The sequence below is a fragment of the Myxococcus vastator genome, assembly GCF_010894475.1.
Classification (GTDB): domain Bacteria; phylum Myxococcota; class Myxococcia; order Myxococcales; family Myxococcaceae; genus Myxococcus; species Myxococcus vastator.
In genome coordinates this window covers 12738-29020 of sequence record NZ_JAAIYB010000053.1, presented here as the reverse complement: position 1 = coordinate 29020, position 16283 = coordinate 12738, and the positions used below count along the sequence as shown (strand labels likewise).

Below are 16283 nucleotides of genomic sequence, written 5' to 3'. Positions count from 1 at the left end.
GGGGGAGGGGGTCCGCCAGCCGGTACAGGTCCTGCTCCATCAGCCGGTGCTCTTCCAGGACGGCGGCGCAGGCGGCGCACTCGGCGGCGTGGTCCAGCGCGGGCCCTTCGCCGGCTTCCAGCTCCGTGAAGAGGACTTCGAGGTCCGGACACAGGTGGGGGTTCATCGCGGCGCCTCCTCGGTGGTCATCTTCTTGCGAAGCTTCTCACGAGCCCGGAAGAGTCGGGCCATGATGGTTCCAGGCGCGCAGCCCATGATCTGGGCGATCTCCTTCGTGGTGCGCTTCTGGACGTAATAGAGGGCGAGCACCTCCCGGTCGTCGACGGACAGGGTGGCCATGGCCTCCTCCAGCGACTGCCGCTCCTCGCGGGCGATGGCGCCTTCCTCCTGCGACGCCTCGCCGCTGGGGAGCAGCTCCTTCATGGGCTCCAGCTCCTCGGTGCGCACCTTGGTTCGGCGGCGGAGCAGGTCCAGGCAGAGGTTGCGGGTGATGGCGAGCACCCACAGGTCGAACGGGCGCGCGTCGTCGTAGCGGTGGAGGTTCTGATAGGCGCGAAGCAGCGCTTCCTGCGCCACCTCCGCGGCCTCGGCCTCGCGCTGGAGCAGCCGCAGCGCCAGGCCGTAGACGGGGCGCTGCACGCTGCGAACCAGGGCCTCGAAAGCGGACGGGTCACCTCGTCGGGCGGCCTGCACGTCCGCTTTCCAGGGGAGCGGCGGGGCTTCCTCAGCCATCAGCATCCCGATGGCATGGGCGAGCGTCCCGGGAGCGTCGTCGAGGGCAAGAGCGTTCACGCCTTGTCCTACGACGCGCCCGCCCGCCCATTGCATCCGGGCGAGACATCTCTATTTCTTCCGTGATTTCGCGGGCTTGGATTTCTGGGCACGCTGGGCCGCGGTCTCCGCGCGGGCCGTCTCACGGGCGTCCTTGCGCTGGCGCTGCCGCTCACGAAAGCCCACGGGTGTTGCGGGCGCCTCCGGGGCCGCGGGCCTGGCCTCGGGGGCCTTGGCGGCCAGGGTGCGGGCACGGCCCGACGCGGGCTCCAGGAGCTCCATCTCCCGGGGACCGGCGCGGCGGCGGCCCGGCGCGGCAGCGCCCCGGGCATCGCGGTTGCCAGCGGGCGGGCGGGTGTCGCGGTCTCCGGACGCGCGGCGGCGGGTGTCCGTGCCCGGCGCGCCCCGGCTCCCGGCGCGTGGGCCCTCCGCGTCACGGCGGGGCGGTCCCCGGCGGCTGGAGGGCTCGTGCGCGGCGGCGGCTTCTGCCTCCACCAGCTTCGGCCGCTGAGAGGCGCGGATGGTCTCCGCGCTGTCCTCCGCGTAGTCGAAGTGGAACAGCCGCTTGACGACCAGGGTGGCGTAGGCGCCAGGCGGCAGGGTGAAGGCGATGTTGACCTTGATGTCGTCGCGGCTGAGCTCGTCCACCTGCGTGCGGCCCACGACGAGCTTGTGTGGGAACGACAGCAGGGGCCGCTCCTCGTGCTTGAAGTAGAGCCTGCGCTCGGCGCCGGGGACCTGCAGGTCGGAAAGCTGGAGCTTCTCGCGGCCCAGCACCCAGCGCACGGCCTCCTCCACCTTCGGGTCGCTGAACGTCGAGTTCGGCGCGAGCAGGGGGAAGGTGGCGTCGCGCAGCGTGCGGAGCACCTCCGGGCTGGCGTCGCGGTGGAACAGCAGCGTGCCGGCCTGGTAGCGCATGGGGAAGAGGTGCTCGCGCGGCAGCATCAGCTGGAGGTAGCGCCGCACGCCCTCGTTCCAGAGGAAGCTCTGGTAGGTGAAGATGAGCATCGCGCGGTAGTCCGCGTCGATCTGCATGAAGGCGCGCAGGTAGTCACCCGGCTGGTCGCGCAGGGACTTGAGGACGCGGTGGTACTTGCGCGTGCCCTCGTAGGGGACGCGCGCGTCCCAGCGGCCCCAGTTCTCCCGCCAGAAGGCCTTGATCTTGGCGTCCTCCGTCCGGTCCAGCTCGGACGGCTTGGCCATGTAGTTGTGCAGCGCGGCCTCGAAGTCGCCCCGGATGAGGTCCTTGGCGATGAAGCCCTGGCCGTGCTTCAGCGAGCCGAAGCGCTGGCTGTCGAAGTAGTTGATGACGCCCAGGCGGTTGACCTCGGCGGTGGCCACGTTGAGGGGCCCTAGCGCCGCCGGCTGGAGCGAGCGCACCGTGACGGAGAAGCGGTTGGAGGTGATGTTGGCGGCGGACAGCGGCTTGTCCGTGCGGCCCAGGTACTTCAGCCGCAGGTCAGGCTCCTGCATGTCCACGTCGGAGCCGTCCACCGCGATGATCTGCTCGGTCCGGCCCTGCTTGTCCTTGAGGCCGCAGTAGCTGATGGCGCCGGGCTTGAGCCCGAACGCATCCCGCAGCCGCGTCACCGCGTCGAAGGTGGACAGCTTCTGCTTGTCCATCAGGTAGACGCGGTGACGTCCCGAGTCGACTTCGTCGAAACGGTATGACTCCTTGACGGAGAAGTCCTCGGGCTTTTGTTTGATTCGCACGGCGCCCCCTTACCAGCGCGGCGCTCCGGAATGAAGCGTCTGCGCCAGAAAGGGGATAACGTGACTTCTCATGCGAATCCTTCCCCTGCTGCTCCTGGCCCTGGCCCCAGGGTGTGCCTCCACGCTCTCCACGCAGCAGACCGCCCGGACGCTGGCGCCGGGCCAGGTCCAGGTGACGGGCGGGGCGGGGTTCTTCCTCCCGGTCGGCACGCTGGTCCGGGTGGTGGACGCCGGCAAACGTGAGGGCGAGGCGGCCCGGGACGCGATAGAGAATGACCGCCCCTACTCGCTGAGCGAGGAGGCCCAGCAGGAGCTGCTGACGGCGGGCGTGGCGCTGATGGTGGCCCCGCCGGGCGCCAATCCGGAGCTGATGGTCCGGGTGGGCGTGGTGGACCGGCTGGACGTGGGCCTGCGCTACAGCGGCATCTCCCTGCGCGGGGACCTGAAGTTCCAGCTGGCGCATGGCGGGGATGACGTGGGCCGCTACCTGGAGCTGGGGCAGCGCTCCTACGACATGTCACTGGGGGTGGGGGTGTCCCGGCACTTCTTCAGCAGCCCGGTCCTGGACGTGCTGGAGGTGGTGGAGATGGGCGACTTCAGCCGCTACGACGTGGAGGTGCCCCTGTACCTGAGCGCGGACTGGGGGGACGTCTTCAAGCTCTACGCGGCGCCCAAGTACATCTACAGCCGCACCCGGCTGAACGCGCGGCTGGTGGACTACGCCGAGCAGGGGAAGCCGGTGACGGGCTTCGACGCGACGCTCCCCACCACGGTGGGCAGCCACTTCGTGGGCTCCACGCTGGGCATCGCCGTGGGCTACCGGTACGTCCACCTCTTCGCCGAGGTGACGGGGGGCTACTTCCGGAGCAGGCCCCAGCTCTTCGGGATGAAGCGGGACCTGGGTGGGCTGACGGTGATGCCGTCGGTGGGCCTGGCCATCCGGATGGGCGGTTCGGACCGGAAGCCGACGGCTGGCCGCTGACCAGGCGTGCAGTGGTGACTTCCGAGCGTTCCCCGGTGACGATGGCCTCTGGTAGTGTCCAGGCCGGTGAGGATTTCCGCGTGAGCCAGTCCCCCGTCCCCTTCGCTCCCAAACCCGGGCAGCTTCGCGGCCCCCGTCTGACAGGGCGCTTCGCGGATGGCACGCTCGGAGAGTTTCCCCTGGGGCCGGCGACGTCCCTGGGCCGGCATCCGTCCAACACGCTGCGGCTGGTGGACCGGGAGGTCTCCAAGGAGCACGCGGTCATCGAGCGCGTGGGCAAGGACTTCCTCCTCAAGGACCTGGGCTCGTCCAACGGCACCTTCGTGAACGGCCGCCGGGTGAAGGAGCTCAAGCTGCGCGACGGGGACGAAATCTCCCTGGGCGCCTCGCGGCTCATCTTCCACAGCGGCGAGCCGGCGGCGCCGACCACCGCGCCCACCGCGCCGGGCGTGACGGTGGTGGCGCAGTCCATCTCCATGCCGGCCTTCCTGGCGCAGATGGACCAGGTGCCGCAGAACTTCCGGCCCGCCGAGCAGGTGACGGACGTGGAGGCGCTGCGCCGCGACTACGAGAAGCTGCGCATCGCCCATGAGTTCCACCGCCAGGTGAGCCTGCAGGGCAGCCAGACAGGGCTCTTCGAGCAGATCCTCAAGGTGGCCTTCCAGCTGCTGGCCGCGGACCACGGCGTCATCCTGAAGGTGGCCGCGGACGGCGAGTTCATCCCGTCGGCGGTGCACCACCGCTCCGACAAGGCCGTCAACGTCATGCTGTCCGACACCGTGCTCAAGCGCGTGGTGGAGACGGGCAAGGCGGTGCTGACGGCGGACGCCATCATCGACGAGCGCTTCTCCGCGGCGGAGAGCATCGTCGCGCAGGGCATCCGGTCCGCCATGGCGGTGCCGCTGAAGGTGAACGGGAAGATTCAGGCGGTGCTCTTCCTGGACAGCCGGCAGCAGATCAACGCCTTCTCGGAGAAGGACCTGACCATCCTCTCCGGCATCGCCTCGCAGGCGAGCATCGCGCTGGAGAACGCCGCGCTGGCCGAGCAGATTCGCGCCGAGGCCGTGACGCGCGCGGAGCTCAGCCGGTTCCTGTCCAAGGCCGTCGCCGACGCGGTGATCGCCGGTGAGACGGAAGACCTGGCGCAGAGCCGGCTGGCGGAGGTGAGCTGCCTGTTCGCCGACATCCGCGGGTTCACCACCATCTCGGAGAACGACTCTCCGCAAGAGGTGGTGGACATGCTCAACGCCTTCTTCACCGCCATGGCCGGGGTGGTGTTCCGCCACGAGGGGAACCTGGACAAGTTCATTGGGGACTGTGTCATGGCCGTCTGGGGGCCGCCGTTGTCGCACCCGGATGACGCCGCCCGCGCGCTGCGGGCCGCCCTGGAGATGCAGGACGCCGTGCAGGAGCTGAACCGCCGCCGCGTGGACGCGGGAAAGCAGCCCATCGAGGTCGGCGTGGGGGTGAACACCGGGCAGGCCGTCGTCGGCTACATGGGCAGCGCCGAACGCCATGAGTTCACCGCCATTGGCGACACGGTGAACACGGCCTCGCGCCTGTGTGGCATGGCGAAGAGCGGTGAGGTGCTGGCCTCCGAGTCCACGGTGCGCAAGGCGGGCGCCGGCTTCGACGTGGAGGGGCTGCCGGCCCTCCAGGTGAAGGGCAAGGAGAAGGCCGTGCCGACCTACCGCGTCCACGGGCTGGAATACACCACCGCCGCCTCCTCCTCACGCCGCGCATGAGCCCGACGACGCAGTCCTGCCCCAACTGCGGCCATCCCCACGACATCCGCGTCTACGTGAGCGGCCAGCGTGTCCAGTGCCGCTGCGGCATCCGGTTCGAGGCCCGCCGGGGTGACGTGGCCGCCGAGGTGGCGCGCAACACGATGGTGCCCACCGGCAGCGGCCTCCAGGAGCGGCGTCCGCCGCCCCATGGGACCTCTGGCGCGGTGACGGTGGTGCCCCAGGCGGAGCCGGAGCCGGGCATCGAGATTTCGCTCTCTCGCGTTTCGGAGCCCGTGCGCTCCGGGCCCCACGGCGGCGTGAATGGACCGCCGGGCGTGGCGGCGCTGGAGAGCAGCGGGGTGGCCATGCCGTCGAGCAATGGGAGTTCGGACGCGCCGGTGGACCCGACGCTGGTGCGCTCGTCCGCGAAGACGGGCTCGGGCAGCGCGCACTCGGACCTGAACGGGCACGAGGACAGCACCTTCGTGGGGGGCGGCAAGGTGGAGCTGCCGGGGTTCGAGCTGCTGGAGATGCTCGGGCGCGGCGGCATGGGGGAGGTGTGGCTGGCGCGGCAGCAGTCGCTGGGGCGCACGGTGGCGGTGAAGCTGCTGCCGCCGCGGCTGGCGAAGGACCCGGAGTTCGTCACGCGCTTCGAGAAGGAAGCCACGGCGCTGGCGGCGCTCAACCACCCGCACATCATTCAAATCATCGACCGGGGCGTGGCGGGCGAGCACTACTACTTCGTCATGGAGTACGTGGAGGGCCGCTCGCTGCGTGAGGCGATGTCGGCCGGGCTCACGCCGGAGAAGGGCATCAAGCTCCTCCTGGCGGTGGCGCGCGCCATCGAGTGCGCGCACGACAAGGGCATCATCCACCGCGACCTGAAGCCGGAGAACATCCTGCTGGACGGGCGCGGGCACGTGAAGGTGGCGGACTTCGGCCTCGCGGGCATCCGCGCGCCGGACTCACGCCTGCAGCTCACCGCGACGTCGGTGGCCATGGGCACGCTGAACTACATGGCGCCCGAGCAGCGCCGCGACGCGAAGAACGTGGACGGGCGCGCGGACCTCTTCTCGCTGGGCGTCATCCTCTACGAGGTGCTCACCGGAGAGCTGCCGTTGGGCCGCTTCAAGCTGCCCTCCGCGCGGGTGCCTGGGCTGGATTCGCGCGTGGACCCGGTGGTGGACCGCCTGCTGGAGCAGGACCCGGCCGCGCGCTACGAGAAGGCCGGTGAGCTGTGCGCCGCGCTGGAGGCGATGACGGCCACCAGCTCCGCGCCGGGCATTCCCCAGAGCGAGCTGGACGGGCGCCTGGTGCCCGCGGCCGCGCGGTCGGTGCGGCCGGCGCGGCAGACGGCGCTGTCGCGGCAGCTCCGTTCGGGCTGGCGGCGCGTGCGCGGTGGCCTGTCGGTGGTGGGCGGACTGGCGCTGCTGGGCTTCGCGGTCCGGTGGTTCGTGGGGCCGGTGAGCCTCCACCTGGGCGACGACCAGCGCGTCATCCTCGGCACGAAGGGGGTCCGGGTGAAGCCCGGCACCCAGGTGCTGCCGCCGAACACCTACGGCGAGGTCTTCTCCACGCTCTCCTTCGCGGCGCCCGCCAAGGCCGGGGGCACCGCGCGCCTGGAGCTGGGCTTCAACGAGGGCAACGAGGAGCTCAACGTCCACAGCGGCCAGTGGCGGCTGGTGGATGGGGAGCTCCAGGCCTTGCAGGCGGGCAAGGAGACCAATGGCCGGCGGCTGGTTCCGCGCGCGTACATCGCGCAGCGCTACTTCTCGTCCAACGACTTCACGGCCGAGGTGCTGATGGACGTGGCGGCGCTGGGACGGGAGTACGCGCAGGACGCGGATGCGCAGCACTACGGCGAGCTGGCGTTCCGCATCAAGGACTTGCAGGTCTCCGCGTTCGCCATTCCGGACGTGGGCATGCGGCTGTCGTGGCGCTACTTCATGCCGAACGGGCGCGAGGTGGTGGGCAACAGCGCGCAGGACACGGAGGCGCTCGTCGAGGATGAGATGCCGCTGCCGGCCCACGGCCCCTACCAGGTGCGGCTGCAGCTGCGCCGGAACAGCTCGGGCGTGCTGGTGGAGGCCTTCCTCAACAACGAGCGCTTCGCCCGCAAGCTGCTGGTGGGCCTGGAGGACCGCGTGGGCAAGGTGGCCCTGGGCTGCCGCAACCTGTCCTGCTCGTTCGATGACCTGAAGGTCCGGGGGCACCTGATGCCCCGGCCCGTCCGCCGCGTCGCCGCCAGCCCCGAATAGCAGCCCACACGGGCAGGCGGAGGCTTGCGCGGACGCCGCTCCATCCCCACCTTGCGCTTGGCATGTTCCGCCACGCGGGTGTCCATGCCGAGCCTTCAGGGGGACGGAATGGAGCTATGGCGCATGGCGCTGGCGCCGGTCTACGCGGCGTGCCTGTTGGGGCTGTTGGTGGCGGCCTTCGCCTACGGGCGCAAGGACGTGGCGTCCCGGCCCTACCGCGTGCCCCTGGTGTGGTTCGGACTCCTGGCGGGGGTGTCGCTCGTCGTGCTGCGGCACGTCCAGGGGACCGGGGCGGTGCTGGCCTCGGAGACGGCCGTGAAGGCCATGGGCTCTGTCCTGCTGGTGCTGGCCGCGGGGTTGGCGCTGCGGGGCGCCTGGGCCCGGACGCGCGCCAACGTGCTGCGGGGTTCGGCGCCGGTGCCGCTGGATGAAGCGGTGGCGGCCCTGCGCGCCGGAGCGTCGCCGGGCTGGGGCGTCTATCACGGCGTCCTGGACGCGGAGTCGACGTTGACGTCGCCCGGTGGCGTGCCGTGCGCCTTCTTCGACGCGGAGGTGCGCGAGGTGGCGGCGGACGGGCAGCGCGGGGCGCTGCTGTCTCGTGAGCGCGCGTATGCGCCGGTGCTGGCGCTGCGGGGTCAGCGCGTCAGCGCCACCGTGTCCTTTTCGCCCGCGTCGCTGATGGCCCCGGTGGAGGTCCGCCGGTGCAAGGCGCTGCCAGGCACGGTGCCCGCGTCCTGGTATCAGACGGCGCATCCGGACGCGGCGAGCGCTCCCTCCACCGGCGCCGCCGAACCCGAGGCCCTGTCCTGGGAGCGCGTGGGCGCGGTGGGCGAAGCCTGCCTCGTGGTGGGCGAGCTCCGCCGAGGCCCCGTCGAGGGCGGCTACGTCCTGGGCGGCCGGGAGGGAGGCCCCGCGCTGTTGGTGCTGGGGCCGCAGGCGCCGGCCACCAGCGAGACGCTGGCGCGCCGGGCCTGGCGGCACTTCGCCGCGGCCGGGGTGTTGTCCATGGCCGCGGCCGTCGTCCTGTCCTCGGCGCTTTGAGGCGCGCTCAGTCGGCCCCGGTGTTCCCGGTGCCGCGCGTGGTGGAGAACACGAGCTGCTCCTCGCTGTCCGCCACCCGCACCGTGAGGGTCCGCTCCAGGCCCGCGAGGCCCAGCGGCGTGGACTGCGCCAGGTCCGCGAGCAACGAGCCCGCGGCGCGCAGGTGGAAGCCGGTGGTCCACATGCCCTCCAGCTCGCCGAACACGGTGCGCAGCTCGTCCGGGGCCTTGCGCTCGTCAATGGCGCGGCGCAGGCGCACCATGCCGCTCACGAAGTTCCGGCACCGCATGAGCGTGTTGGGGTTCTTCGAGATGACCTCCGCGAAGCTGAAGTTGCCGCCGCCCGGACGCCACTCGCTCTCGATGAGCTGCAGGTCCTTGCCCAGGTCGCGCACCGTGGGGTCCTTCTGGAAGTACCACCTGGCGATCTGCGCCGCGCGGCTGGGCGACAAGTCATTCAGCATGAGGCTGCCTTGCTCCTGCACCTCGCGGAGGTAGGCCTCCCAGATGGGGGCGTAGACGGCGCGCCGGAACTCGGGGGAGGCGCGGGGGAGCTGCTCGCTCCAGGGCAGCGCGCGGGCCAGGGCGCGTGAGAAGCGCGACAGCTCGAGCGTCTGGATGCGGGGCACCAGGGCGCGGAACGAGTCATCCGCCATCTTCAGCTCGAGCCGCGTTTCGATGGGGTGCTTGCCCACGTCCTCCTGCATGGCGCTGATGACGCTGGCCGCGTCCTTCGTGTCCAGCACGCCCCAGACGACGGCGTCATCCACCGCCTGCTGCAGGTCCTTGCGCGACAGCTTCTTCTGCCGTCCCCACAGCATCAGGTGCAGGCCGTAGCCGAAGTCGGAGGCGACGGGGGTGGGGGAGAAGCGCGTCATGTCCGCCTTCAGGTCCACCACCCACTGGCCGCGGGTGCCCAGCAGCTTGTCCTCGTAGCCCCGGCGGCCGAGGAACGCCATGCGCCGGGCGCCCTGGAAGTTCTCCTGCGTCACCCAGGACTGCTTGCTGACGTTCTTCGCCTTGAGCAGCTCGAACGAGCCAATCCCCAGGGAGAAGCCGTAGGCCTGCTGGCGCGTGAGCGTGGTGGCGTGGAGGTAGTTGCGCAGCTCGAACTCGCTCTGCTGGGCGGGGAGGCTCTTCATCCACTTCAGCAGCTCCACCAGGTTGCCCTTGAGCAGGGACTCATGGAAGCGCATCGCGGTGACGTCCTCCACGACGACCTCCATCAGCGTGGAGGTCTCCGCCAGGCGCAGGTATTCGTACTCGAAGCCCTCGGCGACCTGCGTGCGGACGGCGTTCTCCAGCGCCTCGGAGACGCGGGCCTTGAAGTCGGCCCAGGCCTGCGGGAGGTTGGCCGGGTCGGCCAGCTGCGGGTCGATGCCCAGCCGCTCCAGCACCTGGCCCAGCACCTTCTTCTGGGTGTCGTCCAGCTTCGCCTTGCTGGCCTTGTCCACCAGGCCGTCCATGATCTCCACCGCGGTGGCGCCCTTCTTGGCGAGCTCGCGGAGGACGGGCCCCAGCAGCGCCTCCAGCACCTGGCCCAGCTGGGACTTCACCGCCGCCGGGTCCAGCAGCTCCACGGTGATGCCCAGGCCGGCGGAGAGCGCCTGCTCATGGGACTTCACCTTGCGCACGGCGACCTGGATGCGGCCTGGGCGGGGACGGGAGAAGCTGAGCTGGTAGTCGTCGGTGAGGGACACCCGGGCGGAGAGGCCGGCCTTGGCGCTGGTCTTCAACGCGAGCAGCTCGTTGCCGCGCAGGAAGCCCAGGCGGTTGAGGTTGGCGGGGAAGAGGTCCGCCCAGTTGAGCTCCAGCCGCGTGTGGAGCGCGCCGCGGGCCTGCCACGCCACCGCGTCCCCCGTGCCAAGCTTGGCCAGGTCGGTGGCCTGCATCAGCCGCAGCTCGGACAGGTCGGCGCGCACCGCCTCGCGCATGTTCTGCCCCAGCGGGTGCGCGCGGTAGTCGCTGAGCGTGACGGACAGCTCCGTCTGGTTTTCGGAGGCGAGGAAGGACAGGCTGGCGCTCACGGCGGCCTTCACGCGCGCGGACACCTGGTAGCGCATCCAGCCCACGTCGCTGCCCAGCAGCAGCTGGGGCCGGGGGCCTGACTCAGCGCTCTCCGGGCCCGGCTCGCCGATGATGCCGTTTTCGTCCACGTCACCGGGCGAGTTGAAGTTGCGGATGGACGCTTCGCCGGTGGTTTCGAAGGAGAGGGTGAGGCCGTGCATGGCCAGCTTGGGCGGAAGGATTTTCTCTTCCGTGAAGGTCCCCTGGGCCAGCGGCACCTTGATGTCCTGGTCCTGCAGCTTCACGTCGGGCACCTTGCCCGCCACGACGTCGGGAAGCTTCTCCAGCAGCTTGTTGACCACTTTCATGCGCATCCCCCTGGGCTGAAGCCTCCCGCACCGTGGCCGGAGGCCTCTTCGTCGTACGCCGTTGCTCAGCTCGGAACAAGGCGGATACTCGAAAAGCCCGGTGGTCAGCGGACACCTGCCCTGGAGGGAGGGGTCAGGGCTCGTCGCCCAGGCCGAACTCCTTGAGCTTGCGCGCGAGCGTGTTGCGGCCAATCTCCAGCACGCGGGCCGCGGCGGTGCGGTTGCCCTTCACGGCGTCCAGCACGCGCAGGATGTGGCGGCGCTCGACCTCCGCCAGCGACAGCAGGCCCGCATCCCCGGGCGCGGGGGCCTCCGGCGCGTTGACACCCTGGGCGGCGGCTGGAGGCGCCAGGGCGGCCCGGTCGACGTTGGGCAGGGGCAGGTGCTCTTCGAGAATCTCCCCTTCGCAGAGCACCACGGCGCTCTCGATGCAGTTCTCCAGCTCCCGCACGTTGCCGGGCCAGCGGTAGCGCTTGAGCCGCTCCAGCGCGGCGGCGCTGAGGCGGGGCGGCGTCAGCCGGTGCCTCCGGGCGACGGCGGCGACGAAGTGGCGGGCGAGCCGCTCGATGTCCTCCGCGCCGCGCTCCCGCAGCGGCGGCAGCACCACCTCGACGACCTTGATGCGGTAGTAGAGGTCCTCGCGGAAGCGGCCCTCGGTCACCATGCGGGCCAGGTCCCGGTGGGTGGCGGCGACGATGCGCACGTCCACCTTCACGGCCTGGGTGCCGCCCACGCGCTCGAACTCACGGTCCTGGAGGACTCGCAGCAGCTTGCCCTGCACGGGCAGGGGCAGCTCGCCAAGCTCGTCGATGAACACCGTGCCGCCGCTCGCCGCCTCGAACTTGCCGGGCACGCGGTGGTCCGCGCCGGTGAAGGCGCCGCGCTCGTGGCCGAAGAGCTCGTTTTCGATGAGCGCGGCGGGCAGCGCCGCGCAGTCCACCTTGATGAAGGGCTGGTCCCTGCGGGGGCCGTTCACATGGACGGCGCGGGCGAACAGCTCCTTGCCGCTGCCGCTCTCGCCGCGCAGCAGCACTGTCGCGTCGGTGGGCGCGGCCTTGCGCACCAGGCGGTAGATGGCCTGGAGCTGCGGGGACTCTCCGATGATGCGGTTGAAGAAGTAGCCCACCGGCACCTGGGGCTGGTCCTTCGCGCGCTGGAGCTCCTGATAGAGGCTGGTGCCCTGGAGGGCGGTGCTCACCTGCGAGGCGATGGCGGTGAGCCGCTGCGTGTCCTCATCGGTGAAGCGGTCCGCGCCGCGGCGGTTGAGGACCTGGAGCACGCCGTAGAGGGCGCCGTCCCCGTCGCGCAGCGGCACCGCGAGCAGGCTGGTGGTGCGGTAGCCCGTCATCCGGTCGATGTCCGCGAAGAAGCGCTGCTCGCCGCGCGGGTCCGGCACGTTGATGGCGTGGCCCGCCTCGGCGACGGTGCCGGCGACGCCCTGGCCCAGCTTGACGCGAATCTGGGACACCTCGGGCAGGTGCGCGGCGCGGCTGAACAGCTCGCGGCGGGCCGGGTCCAGCAGCCAGAGGGTGCCGCGGTCCGCTTGCAGGGTGATGGCGATGCGGTCCATCAGCGTCTGGAGGAACGCGTCGAGGTCCACCTCCCTGCCAACGAGCCCCCCGAAGGGGAGGAGGACCTGGGAGACGTCCGAGGGGGCTTGGGGCATGGCGGGCAGCGGCGGAAGCACGAAGGCGGAAGCCACACCATAACATCCGGAGGGCATGGGGCCGCCCCTCTCAGGCCGCGCGGCCCAGCACCAGCCGCTGGCCCTCGCGCGCGGGCTCGCAGACGGGGAAGAGCGTGCGCGCCTGCTCCGCCATGTCCTCGAGCACGTCGTCACCGTGCGCCGGGTCATGGTGGAACAGGCACAGCCGGCGCGCGCCCACCAGCCCGGCCACGCCCGCCGCGTCCATCATCGTCGAGTGGCCCCAGCCCTTCTTCGGCATGCCCTTGCGGCCCTCGTATTCGTCCGGCGTGTACTGCGCGTCCAGGCACAGCACGTCCGCGCCTTCGATGAGGCGGCCCACCTCCGGGGCCAGGTCCTCCACGCGCACCTCCACGTCGGTGGCATAGACGAACGCGTGTCCATCCGCCTCCACGCGGTAGGCCAGACAGCCCTGCGGGTGCGGCACGTCGATGGGCGTGACGCGGAAGGGGCCCACCTCCACGGGCCGGGCATGCAGCGCGGAGCGGAAGTCCATCCGCGAGCGCATGGTGGAGAGCGGCACCGGGAAGTGGGGCGGTTGCATCTGCGCGGCCAGCTCGGACTGGAGCGCCTGGGCCCCATTCGCGCCCGGGCCGTAGAGCGTCAGCTCGGACGTGGGCAGGTAGGCCGGCGTGAAGAAGGGGAAGCCCTGCACGTGGTCCCAATGCAGGTGGGAGAAGAAGAGCGTGGCCTTCTGGGGCGCGCCCTCGCGCATCATGACTTCGCCCAGCGCGCGGAGGCCCGTGCCCGCGTCCAGGATGAGTCGGTGGCCCTGGCTGGTAACCTCCACGCAGGACGTGTTGCCGCCAATGCGCGAGCCCGACACCGCGATGCTCCCCCGAACGCCATGAAACCGGACTTCCATCGTGAGTCTCCTTGAATGGCGTCTCCGCCTGGGACGCCCTCATGCCCGGAGCCTCAGAGCACGGGGTGTGCCATTTCCAAGTGACTGGAATCACGAGCGCGAGCCACGGGTGTGCCTACCGGTGCTCCAGAATGGAGCGCGCCTGGCTGGTGCGGGCGATCCAAACTGGCGCGGAAGGCCCGCGTCTACGCGGTGGCGGCGGGGGCCGGCTGCGGACGGCGGGAGTCGAAGGCCATCAAGATGGCGCCGACGACGAGCGCCGCGTCCGCGACGTTGAAGGCATACCAGGGGTTGAGCGGCCAGAACCCGAGGTCCGCGACGACGAAGTCCGTCACGCTGCCCAGGCGGACGCGGTCAATCAGGTTGCCGATACCGCCTCCGACGAGGCCGAGCGCGACGTGCAGCCGGTAGTGGTCCGCGGGCGCCTGGCGGACCAGGTGGATGACCAGCAGGAAGACGGGGAGGGCCACCGCGCTGAGGATGAGCTGGGCGTAGGGCAGCGACCGGAACATGCCGAAGGTGATGCCGGTGTTCTCCACGTACTGGAAGCGGAGGACGTCGCCGAAGACGCTCATGCCGAAGGCGCCCAGGGGCTTCACGTGCTCGCGGACCAGGACCTTCGTCCACTGGTCGAGGATGAGGAGCAGCGTGGCCAGCCCGCCCACGACCAGGTATTTTCGACGGTCCGGAGTCATTGCGGCGCAGCCTCCTACAATTGCCGGGACCCGACAACCACCCGGAGTCTCAGTCCGCCTGCCTGGGAAACGAGTGCTTCTGTTCCTCCAGGGGCAGCACCAAGATGGGGGCGGTGTCATCCCGTCTCGCCAGCCGCCCGCGGTGTTCCCGCTGCAACCTGTCGCTGCACCTGTGTCTGTGTGACGAGATCCCCCAGGTCCACACACGGACGCGAATCCTCCTCCTGCAACACGTGATGGAGATCGCGAAGAAGAGCAACACCGGCGGCGTGGCCGCGCTGGCGCTGGTGAACTCGAAGCGCATCATCCACGGCTCACCCACGGGGAACTCGGAGCTGGAGCTGCTCTCCGAGCCCGGGACCTGGCTGCTCTATCCGGATGGGCCCGCCGCGCCGCTCGATGCGCCCCCGCCGCGGCAACTGGTGGTGCTGGATGCGAGCTGGTCCCAGGCCCGGCGGATGACCCAGCGGGTCCCCGTGCTGCGGACGCTTCCTCGCCTGGCGCTGCCGCCACCGGAGCCTGGCCTGCTCCGGCTCCGCGAGCCCTCGCACCCCTCCGGGATGTCCACCCTGGACGCCGTGGCGCGCGCGGTGGCGGCGCTGGAGGGGCTCGAGGTGGCCCTGCCCCTGGCGCGGCTGGCCGCGCTCCGGGTCCAGCGGATCGCCGAGTGTGGGACCCTGTATTGAGTCACCCGGTGTCCGCGCTCCGCGCCGTGTCTTCGTGACGGGGCGCGCGCTCGAGCGGGGATGGGTCGGCTCAGGATGTCTGTGATTGTGTCGCCAGGGGCTCGCGGCGGCGTCCGCCACCGCGATGTCAGAGGCGCGGGTTAAAGGGAGTGCTGCCGCAGATGAGACTCCTCCGTGTACCTCGTGGAAAATCAGGAAAACTTGCACTTGCGGACAAAGTAAAATTCACGTAACGTCTCTGTGACGTCAGCTTAGGCTGGCGCTTCTATTTTCAAGAAGTGATGAGGGGGAGGGTCCCCGGGAGCTTCGGGGGCACTGCTGGGCGGATGTGGCTGTATCCGTGCCGACGCCGGCATGGGCGCCCTCCTGGGTGCGGTGTGTCTTTCAATCAGGCGGCTCCGATTCGTCAACCAAGGCTCTGCGGCCCATTGCTGGCTGCGAAGCCGTACTTCATTCCACGCCATGACCGCACGCATCAGAGAGCGCCAGGAGCACTGGGGCACCATCATCTATGACAACCTCCGCGATGAGTTCTCGGCGAAGGTGTTCGAGGGCTGCGTGCCTGTGCCGCGAAGTCCCATCGGTTGTGGATGGCTGGTCACCGCGCCGTGCAACCTCAAATGTATCCACTGCTACGGGAACGTCGAGGACCTGCCGTCGAAGCGGCTCTCCACGCCCCAGCAGCTCAAGGTGGCCGACGAGATCATCCGCGCGGGAATCATGCGACAGATTCTCTCCGGCGGTGAGCCTTTGATGCGCCGGGACACCCTGAACGTCATCGACAAGCTCACGGACCATGGTGTCGCCACCATCCTCGGCACCAACGGCACCTTCCTGACGCAGCAGATGATGAAGACGGTGTCTCGCTGCACGCGCGTGGAGATCAGCCTCGACTCCATGGACGAGCGGGTCAACAACGAGATTCGCCCCAGCCGTAGCGTCAAGGGCAACACCTACCAGGAGACGCTCCGGGCCATGGGCCTGTGTGTGGACCATGGCGTGGCGCCGCGAATCCTGACGTGTCTCAACCGCCACAACAGCCAGCATGTGGAGGAGCTGGCCCAGTTCATCTACGAACGGGGCATCCGCGACTGGGCCATCTCCTGGACGCTCTCCGCCGGCCGCGCCTATCACATCTACGGCGAGCTGATGCCCGAGGAGACGTCGCATGTCACCGCGGCCGTGGAGCGGCTGCGGGAGCGCTACCCGGACATGCAGATTCGCCTGTCGGACCGCACCGTCAACTACAGCCGCTACTACTTCCTCATCTGGCCAGACGGCATCATGGGCACCGAGGAGATCGTCACCGGCAAGAAGCTCTTCTTCAGCTCCCTGGTGACGGGCACCGTCCAGGACGGTTGGAAGCAAGAGAACTACGACCTGGACGCACACCTCCGGAAGTGGGTGGGGGACCGCATCGAGGTCATTCCCATGCAAGGCCGCGAGCCCCTGGTCGCATAGGATGT

Annotated in this window: 12 protein-coding genes; 6 read left to right on the top strand and 6 right to left on the bottom strand. The window is 70.1% G+C overall.

The window, feature by feature from the left end:
* Positions 1 to 162: 162 nt before the first annotated feature.
* Together G4D87_RS08090 and truD are read right to left on the bottom strand one after the other, a co-directional pair.
* Positions 163 to 732, bottom strand: a complete 570-nt coding sequence (locus G4D87_RS08090; protein ID WP_371928502.1) for an RNA polymerase sigma factor — start codon at positions 730 to 732, stop codon at positions 163 to 165.
* A 111-nt stretch (positions 733 to 843) separates the two neighbouring features.
* Positions 844 to 2484: a tRNA pseudouridine(13) synthase TruD gene (truD, locus tag G4D87_RS08085; protein WP_163780595.1), complete on the bottom strand. Its 1641-nt coding sequence runs from the start codon at positions 2482 to 2484 to the stop codon at positions 844 to 846.
* Positions 2485 to 2554: 70 nt separating this feature from the next.
* Here truD and G4D87_RS08080 point away from each other — a divergent pair, with 70 nt between their 5' ends.
* The 4 genes from G4D87_RS08080 to G4D87_RS08065 all read left to right on the top strand — a co-directional run bounded on the left by G4D87_RS08080 (position 2555) and on the right by G4D87_RS08065 (position 8492).
* The gene (locus tag G4D87_RS08080; protein ID WP_163780593.1) at positions 2555 to 3466 is read left to right on the top strand and encodes a type II toxin-antitoxin system TacA family antitoxin; all 912 of its coding nucleotides are present in this window, start codon (positions 2555 to 2557) and stop codon (positions 3464 to 3466) included.
* 80 nt (positions 3467 to 3546) lie between these two features.
* Positions 3547 to 5211, top strand: coding sequence for an adenylate/guanylate cyclase domain-containing protein (locus G4D87_RS08075; RefSeq protein WP_205507473.1), 1665 nt, complete (start codon positions 3547 to 3549; stop codon positions 5209 to 5211).
* Positions 5208 to 7451 (top strand): serine/threonine-protein kinase, encoded by a 2244-nt coding sequence (locus G4D87_RS08070; RefSeq protein WP_163780589.1) that lies wholly within the window; start codon positions 5208 to 5210, stop codon positions 7449 to 7451. Before G4D87_RS08075 ends, G4D87_RS08070 begins: the two co-directional genes overlap by 4 nt.
* A 108-nt stretch (positions 7452 to 7559) precedes the next feature.
* On the top strand, positions 7560 to 8492 hold the full coding sequence (locus tag G4D87_RS08065) for a hypothetical protein (RefSeq protein WP_163780586.1): 933 nt from the start codon (positions 7560 to 7562) through the stop codon (positions 8490 to 8492).
* Between the two features lie 7 nt (positions 8493 to 8499).
* Here the strand turns inward: G4D87_RS08065 and G4D87_RS08060 are convergent, their stop codons facing one another.
* The 4 genes from G4D87_RS08060 to lspA form a co-directional block, all read right to left on the bottom strand.
* Positions 8500 to 10866 carry a hypothetical protein gene (locus G4D87_RS08060; RefSeq protein WP_240358098.1) on the bottom strand — a complete coding sequence of 789 codons (2367 nt, stop codon included), beginning with the start codon at positions 10864 to 10866 and terminating at the stop codon, positions 8500 to 8502.
* A 133-nt stretch (positions 10867 to 10999) separates the two neighbouring features.
* Positions 11000 to 12589: a sigma-54-dependent Fis family transcriptional regulator gene (locus tag G4D87_RS08055; RefSeq protein ID WP_163780582.1), complete on the bottom strand. Its 1590-nt coding sequence runs from the start codon at positions 12587 to 12589 to the stop codon at positions 11000 to 11002.
* A 13-nt stretch (positions 12590 to 12602) separates the two neighbouring features.
* Positions 12603 to 13436 carry an MBL fold metallo-hydrolase gene (locus tag G4D87_RS08050; protein WP_163780580.1) on the bottom strand — a complete coding sequence of 278 codons (834 nt, stop codon included), beginning with the start codon at positions 13434 to 13436 and terminating at the stop codon, positions 12603 to 12605.
* A gap of 185 nt (positions 13437 to 13621) precedes the next feature.
* On the bottom strand, positions 13622 to 14131 hold the full coding sequence (gene lspA / locus G4D87_RS08045; RefSeq protein ID WP_163780578.1) for a signal peptidase II: 510 nt from the start codon (positions 14129 to 14131) through the stop codon (positions 13622 to 13624).
* Between the two features lie 104 nt (positions 14132 to 14235).
* On the opposite strand from lspA, the gene G4D87_RS08040 reads away from it, so the two are divergent.
* Both G4D87_RS08040 and G4D87_RS08035 read left to right on the top strand, forming a co-directional pair.
* Positions 14236 to 14817, top strand: a complete 582-nt coding sequence (locus G4D87_RS08040; RefSeq protein ID WP_163780576.1) for a tRNA-uridine aminocarboxypropyltransferase — start codon at positions 14236 to 14238, stop codon at positions 14815 to 14817.
* Between the two features lie 462 nt (positions 14818 to 15279).
* Positions 15280 to 16278 carry a radical SAM protein gene (locus tag G4D87_RS08035; protein WP_163780574.1) on the top strand — a complete coding sequence of 333 codons (999 nt, stop codon included), beginning with the start codon at positions 15280 to 15282 and terminating at the stop codon, positions 16276 to 16278.
* Positions 16279 to 16283: the final 5 nt, after the last annotated feature.

Excerpts from the sequence above, each read along its gene's own strand:
- G4D87_RS08090 (WP_371928502.1), bottom strand. The coding sequence starts at position 732 with ATGGCTGAGGAAGCCCCGCCGCTCCCCTGGAAAGCGGACGTGCAGGCC.
- G4D87_RS08080 (WP_163780593.1), top strand. The coding sequence starts at position 2,555 with ATGCGAATCCTTCCCCTGCTGCTCCTGGCCCTGGCCCCAGGGTGTGCC.
- G4D87_RS08070 (WP_163780589.1), top strand. The coding sequence starts at position 5,208 with ATGAGCCCGACGACGCAGTCCTGCCCCAACTGCGGCCATCCCCACGAC.
- G4D87_RS08065 (WP_163780586.1), top strand. The coding sequence starts at position 7,560 with ATGGAGCTATGGCGCATGGCGCTGGCGCCGGTCTACGCGGCGTGCCTG.
- G4D87_RS08060 (WP_240358098.1), bottom strand. The coding sequence starts at position 10,866 with ATGAAAGTGGTCAACAAGCTGCTGGAGAAGCTTCCCGACGTCGTGGCG.
- G4D87_RS08055 (WP_163780582.1), bottom strand. The coding sequence starts at position 12,589 with ATGCCCTCCGGATGTTATGGTGTGGCTTCCGCCTTCGTGCTTCCGCCG.
- G4D87_RS08050 (WP_163780580.1), bottom strand. The coding sequence starts at position 13,436 with ATGGAAGTCCGGTTTCATGGCGTTCGGGGGAGCATCGCGGTGTCGGGC.
- lspA (WP_163780578.1), bottom strand. The coding sequence starts at position 14,131 with ATGACTCCGGACCGTCGAAAATACCTGGTCGTGGGCGGGCTGGCCACG.
- G4D87_RS08040 (WP_163780576.1), top strand. The coding sequence starts at position 14,236 with ATGGGGGCGGTGTCATCCCGTCTCGCCAGCCGCCCGCGGTGTTCCCGC.
- G4D87_RS08035 (WP_163780574.1), top strand. The coding sequence starts at position 15,280 with ATGACCGCACGCATCAGAGAGCGCCAGGAGCACTGGGGCACCATCATC.